This is a genomic window from Psychromonas antarctica (assembly GCF_022267535.1).
Lineage (GTDB): Bacteria > Pseudomonadota > Gammaproteobacteria > Enterobacterales > Psychromonadaceae > Psychromonas > Psychromonas antarctica.
The window spans coordinates 1-5679 of the sequence record NZ_JAHNZV010000148.1 but is presented as its reverse complement, the minus strand read 5'-3'; the positions used below and the strand labels follow the sequence as shown (position 1 = coordinate 5679).

Annotated in this window: 5 protein-coding genes; all 5 read left to right on the top strand. The window is 39.4% G+C overall.

The window, feature by feature from the left end:
• Window positions 1-129 precede the first annotated feature (129 nt).
• The 5 genes from KSO91_RS15855 (at window position 130) to KSO91_RS15835 (ending at window position 5480) form a co-directional block, all read left to right on the top strand.
• Complete coding sequence (locus KSO91_RS15855) at window positions 130-1317, top strand: methyl-accepting chemotaxis protein (RefSeq protein WP_238744003.1); 1188 nt, start codon at window positions 130-132, stop codon at window positions 1315-1317.
• Between the two features lie 47 nt (window positions 1318-1364).
• Entirely contained in the window at window positions 1365-2438 is a 1074-nt protein-coding gene (locus KSO91_RS15850; protein WP_238744002.1) for a protein-glutamate methylesterase/protein-glutamine glutaminase, read from the top strand.
• An 85-nt stretch (window positions 2439-2523) separates the two neighbouring features.
• Window positions 2524-2889: a response regulator gene (locus KSO91_RS15845; RefSeq protein ID WP_238744001.1), complete on the top strand. Its 366-nt coding sequence runs from the start codon at window positions 2524-2526 to the stop codon at window positions 2887-2889.
• A 21-nt stretch (window positions 2890-2910) separates the two neighbouring features.
• The gene (locus tag KSO91_RS15840; RefSeq protein ID WP_238744000.1) at window positions 2911-3207 is read left to right on the top strand and encodes an STAS domain-containing protein; all 297 of its coding nucleotides are present in this window, start codon (window positions 2911-2913) and stop codon (window positions 3205-3207) included.
• Window positions 3208-3287: 80 nt separating this feature from the next.
• Window positions 3288-5480, top strand: a complete 2193-nt coding sequence (locus tag KSO91_RS15835) for a chemotaxis protein CheA (RefSeq protein ID WP_238743999.1) — start codon at window positions 3288-3290, stop codon at window positions 5478-5480.
• Window positions 5481-5679 lie beyond the last annotated feature (199 nt).

Below are 5679 nucleotides of genomic sequence, written 5' to 3'. Positions count from 1 at the left end.
GAATATTATTGTTTGAGGTAAATTCAGCTAATAAAAAATGCCACTTGCAGCGCGCATAAGCAGTATAAATAAGTGATTACACATGCATAGTACTATTTAACCTATTCAGTACCACCTAAGAGAAAATAAATGACAGTTAAAAAGCCTACTTTTTTAAGCCAAACTACATTAGCCATCATTGCACTCGGTATCGTATTTGCCATTATATTTTTGTTATTAACAAGCCTGACCTTAATCATTGTTATTTTTGCAATATTAATAATAGGAGCATCCATTGGCGTGGCGCTTATAGCGTATGCTAATCAATGTTCTTTAATTACAAAAATTGAGCTCGCTCAAGAAATGCTAGTCCAGCAAGAGCAACATGCTAATGAAAAATTTAATAAATTTAGTGAGCTAAGCCAAGCTGTTTTACCGCTATGGCAAGGCCAAATAGATGATGTGATAGGGCTATCAACGGAGGCAGTTAACGCATTATCAATGCGTTTCTCTGGGATAGTAAAGACATTAAAAGATACCCTGCAAGCGGTTTCCGTGTTGGATTCAGGTGCTACCGGAGACGGTATTACAGATGTGATGAGTCAAAGTGAATCACAACTAAATTCATTAAATAGCAATTTTCAATTAATTTTATCGTCTAAAATTGAATTGTTAAGTGAAGTTAGGCAGCTGCAGATGTTCACCGACGAATTACAAGCAATGGCAAGTAATGTGCAAGGGATTGCCAATCAAACCAATTTATTAGCATTAAATGCTGCAATTGAAGCTGCTCGTGCCGGTGAAAATGGGCGGGGGTTTGCAGTGGTTGCATCTGAAGTAAGGTCGTTGTCGCAACGTTCATCTGATACCGGAAAAGACATGATAAGCAAAGTTGATAGCATTTGTATGGCCATGGACTCTGCGGTTAATGTCACTGAAAACCAACTTGCAGATGAAAAAGCAAAATCAAAAGAAGCGCAGCAGCTTATTCGTGATGTGATATCGAGGTTAGAGTTAATTATCAATCAGTTTGCAGACTCTACCGGTATTTTAAAAGAACATAGTGAACAGGTTAGTGATGAAATTAATGATGTGTTAGTTTCTTTGCAATTCCAAGATCGTGCAGCACAGATACTCGATCATACAAAAAATGAAATTGGACGTTTTGCATTACTTTTAGCGGATCCACTCGCGATAGATAAAATTGATAAAGTAGATTGGTTGTCGAAAATGAGTCTTAGTTATACCACCACTGAGCAAAGAAGTTTACATGCAAACAGTACAGTTGGTCATTCAGATGCAGAAAAAGGTGATAGCGATGAAATCGAGTTTTTCTAGGGTGCTTTATATTGTCATTCATCGATTCTGTGGAATGACTTCTGCGCATGAATAAAATTAAAGTATTAATTATTGATGATTCTGCTGTTGTGCGGCAAGTGTTGACACAAATAATCAATACACACCCCAAAATGGAAGTGTGTGCAGCAGCTCAAGACCCTATATTTGCAGTTCGTTATATGGAAAAACAATGGCCTGACGTTATTATTTTAGATGTTGAAATGCCACGAATGGATGGTATTACTTTTCTTAGAAAAATTATGGCCGAGCACCCAACGCCGGTGGTTATGTGCTCAAGCTTAACGGAAAAAAAAGCAGATACGACATTGCAGGCATTATCCTTAGGTGCCGTTGATATTGTCACCAAACCTAAACTGGGTATAAAAGGTTTTTTAAGTGAATCTGCAGATGAAATAACTCATGCCATATTGGCCGCCTCGCAATCTAAAATCAGGCTATGCCCACCTTCAATGACAGAAAACGCCCAAAAATTAACCGCAGATGCAATCTTAAGTTTACCTCATGGCGGTGCAATGGCGCAAACGACTGAGAGAATAGTGGCAATTGGTTCATCTACTGGGGGTACTACCGCACTCGAAAAAATATTGACGCAATTGCCTCGAGTCTCACCTGGAATAGTTATTGTGCAGCATATGCCGGTGACCTTTACGGGGGCTTTTGCTGCACGTCTTAATAGCCTCTGTGAAATGGAAGTCGTTGAAGCTCAAGGTGATGAAACAATACTACCTGGACATGTATACGTTGCTCCTGGTGATAAGCATTTGTTAGTCAATCGAAGTGGTGCTCTATACAAGATTGAGCTAAAAGATGGCCCACTGGTGAGCAGGCACAAGCCCTCTGTTGATGTTTTATTTCGTTCTGTTGCCCGCTATGCAGGAAAAAATGCGATGGGGATTATTCTCACTGGCATGGGGGATGATGGTGCGCGTGGATTAAAAGAGATGCGAGATGCCGGCAGCATTACCTTAGGTGAATGTGAGAAAAGCTGTATCGTTTATGGGATGCCCAAAGAAGCAATGAAAAGGGGAGCGGTCAGTAAAGAGCTTAGCTTAGCGCAGTTCCCAAGTGCAATTCTAGATTATTATCATGCACATTCATAAACCGTAATATTTAATAACAACGGGTATGTAATTGTTGCTAGGTCAGTATACAACGAATAATTTAAATAGTTAAAAGGATAAAAATATGGCGACAATTTTAGTGGTTGATGATTCGGCTTCGCTACGTCAAGTGGTGGCAATTTCTTTGCAGGGTAAAGGCTACACCGTTATTCAAGCCTCTAATGGCAAAGAAGCATTAAGCAAATGTGATGGTAGCAAAATTAATTTAGTGGTGAGTGATGTCAATATGCCGATTATGGATGGAATGACATTTGTTACTGAAATGAAGAAACTTCCCAGATATAAATTTACCCCCGTCATCATGTTGACTACTGAAGCAGGTGACGACATGAAAAACAAAGGTCGAGCTGTGGGCGTTAAAGCGTGGGTCGTCAAACCCTTTAAACCGGATCAGATGTTAACTGCAGTTGCTAAATTGATACTGCCATAAGAGCTTAAAGGAGTTAATACTATGGGGGCCGATACTACACAAGTTGCACTAATAAAGCCGCAAAATATGACTATTTATGAAGCGTTGGAACTTAAGGCATTATTCTTCGATACATTAGTGCAATTTCAAAAAATAGAAGTCGATTTATCGCAGGTTGCAGAAATAGACTGTTCAGGATTACAGCTAATGGTGTCGTTTAAAAATGATGCGCTTAAACAAAAAAAATCGTTGGTATTTACCGCCCACAGTAGAGAAGTTATTAAGCTGTTAGAACTGTTTAACATGACGCAGTTTTTCGGTGATCCGGTTGTTTTGTGAAAAACTAGCGTATTAAAGATTAAGGCTACCTAGCAACAACTTAACACTTGAACAGGTAATTATCTTAACAGGAGTTTAACATGAGTAATGATCTAGAGTGTGCTAAGCAAGGTTTTTTAATTGAGGTGGAAGAGCTATTAACTTCCATGGAAGATGCGCTGTTACACCTTGAGGGGAGCCCTGATGATATGGAAGCGATTAATGCCGTTTTCAGAGCTGCTCACACTATTAAGGGAACCTCTGGTATCTTTGGCTTTGATGATGTCGTTAGCTTCACCCATGTTGCAGAGAGTTTGCTTGATAAAATTCGCGACAATGAAATCACTATCAATAAAGAACTCATCGAGGTGTTACTCAAATCGGGTGATCATATGTCGGCACTTGTTAATGAAGTCATTGTTAATGATAATAATATCAGTGCGACATTAATGCGAACCAGTGGTGAGTTAATATCACAACTTAATGCCTTTATGCAGCAAGCACCTTCAGCGGTGATCATCAAAAATACTGCTAAAAATAGAGTAGAGACATTAATCAGCGATATTCAGGTTGTAGCCAACAATAACTGGCATATCTCTTTACGTTTTGGTACTGAAGTACTTAAACAGGGAATGGATCCCGCTTCTTTCATTAAATATTTACAGCAAATTGGCAATATTATCACCCTTTCGGTTTTAACTGAAAAAATACCTAGTTTAGAAATAATCGATCCCGAAGCCTGTTATTTGGGCTTTGAAATCTCTTTTCAAACGGAAAGCGTTAAAGAAGAAATCGAATCTGTTTTTGAGTTTGTACAGGAAGATTGTGATATTCGTATTATCCCACCAAACAGCGCCATTAGTCGTTATATTGAGCTTATCCAAGAGCTTCCCGAAGAAGATGACTTGCTTGGTGAATTATTAATAAAAGGCCAAGTATTAACCTCCAAAGAATTGCGAAATGCGTTATCGAAACAGCAATTAGATAATGATCTCGGTGATGGAAAAAGCATCGGTCAAATCTTAGTTGAACAAGGTGTCGTGAATAGAGATGTTGTGAGTGCAGCAGTTGAAAAACAACAGAGCGTGCGCACCAAAAAAAATGCAGAATCGCGAATTGTACGTGTTAATTCAGATAAACTTGATGAGCTTATCAATATGGTCGGAGAATTAGTGATAGCCAGCGCATCAGCCTCTCTGTTGGCAAATAAATCGAAACAAACTGAACTTGAAGAAGCAAGTAGCTTAGTCGATGACTTGGTTGATAGTATCCGAAATAATGCATTAAGCTTACGCATGGTGCCTATTGGTGAGACCTTTAACCGTTTTCAACGGGTAGTCAGGGATTTAAGTGGTCAACTAGGAAAAGATATTGGCTTGGTGATCACTGGTGCGGATACCGAATTAGACAAAATGGTCGTAGAGAAAATTGGCGACCCGTTAATGCACCTTGTGCGAAACTCGTTAGATCATGGCCTTGAGGTATCCGCGCAGCGAATTGCCTTGGGTAAAGACCCGCAAGGTAAAATTCACCTAAACGCTTATCATGATTCGGGCAGCATTGTTATTGAAATTATAGATGATGGTAAGGGATTAAATAAAGCACAATTGTTAGCTAAAGCACGAGACAAAAACATTATTGAAGAAGGACAGGTACTTAGCGATGATGAAATTAATAACCTCATCTTTCATCCGGGATTTTCAACAGCAGATTCAGTATCTAATATATCCGGGCGCGGTGTGGGAATGGATGTGGTTAAACGCAATATTTTGGCCTTACGAGGAACTGTTGACTTAGAAAGTACGGAAGGTATTGGCACAGTGGTGCGCATTCGCCTGCCATTAACACTCGCTATTATTGATGGATTTCAGGTTGGAGTCAGAGATGACGCTTATGTTATTCCCTTGGATATGGTGATTGAATGTGTGGAATACGTTACTGATAAAGAAACAGAAAACAATACTAACCAGAAAAGTGGTTATTTCAACCTGCGCGGCGAAGTATTACCGCTCGTCAAATTAAAAGACCATTTCAATTACGTGCCAGTTGAAGATGAAAAAGAGGTACGTGCCAACATCGTTGTAGTCCATTACGCAGGACGCAAAGCAGGACTGGTGGTGGACCGATTAATGGGGGAATTCCAAACCGTGATTAAACCACTCGGCAAGCTGTTCAGTGAAATAAAAGGAATAGGCGGTTCCACTATACTCGGAAGCGGTGAAGTGGCTTTGATTTTAGATATACAACAATTACTACAGGACGCAGAGGAGCATGAATTAAAGCATGTTTCATAAGGAAATTTAAAGATCTATATTAGCGCAGGTACTATTTACCAGTAAAACCAATTCAATAAGGATGACTTTATGTGGCAGATTCAACTCTGAAGTGCATAACCGCTACGCAGCTATAGCTGCCATGTATTCAGCCATTAATTTGGCTGGTGTTTTGTAATTTATTTTCTTTCTTGGCCTATCATTGAGCTTTACTATTACA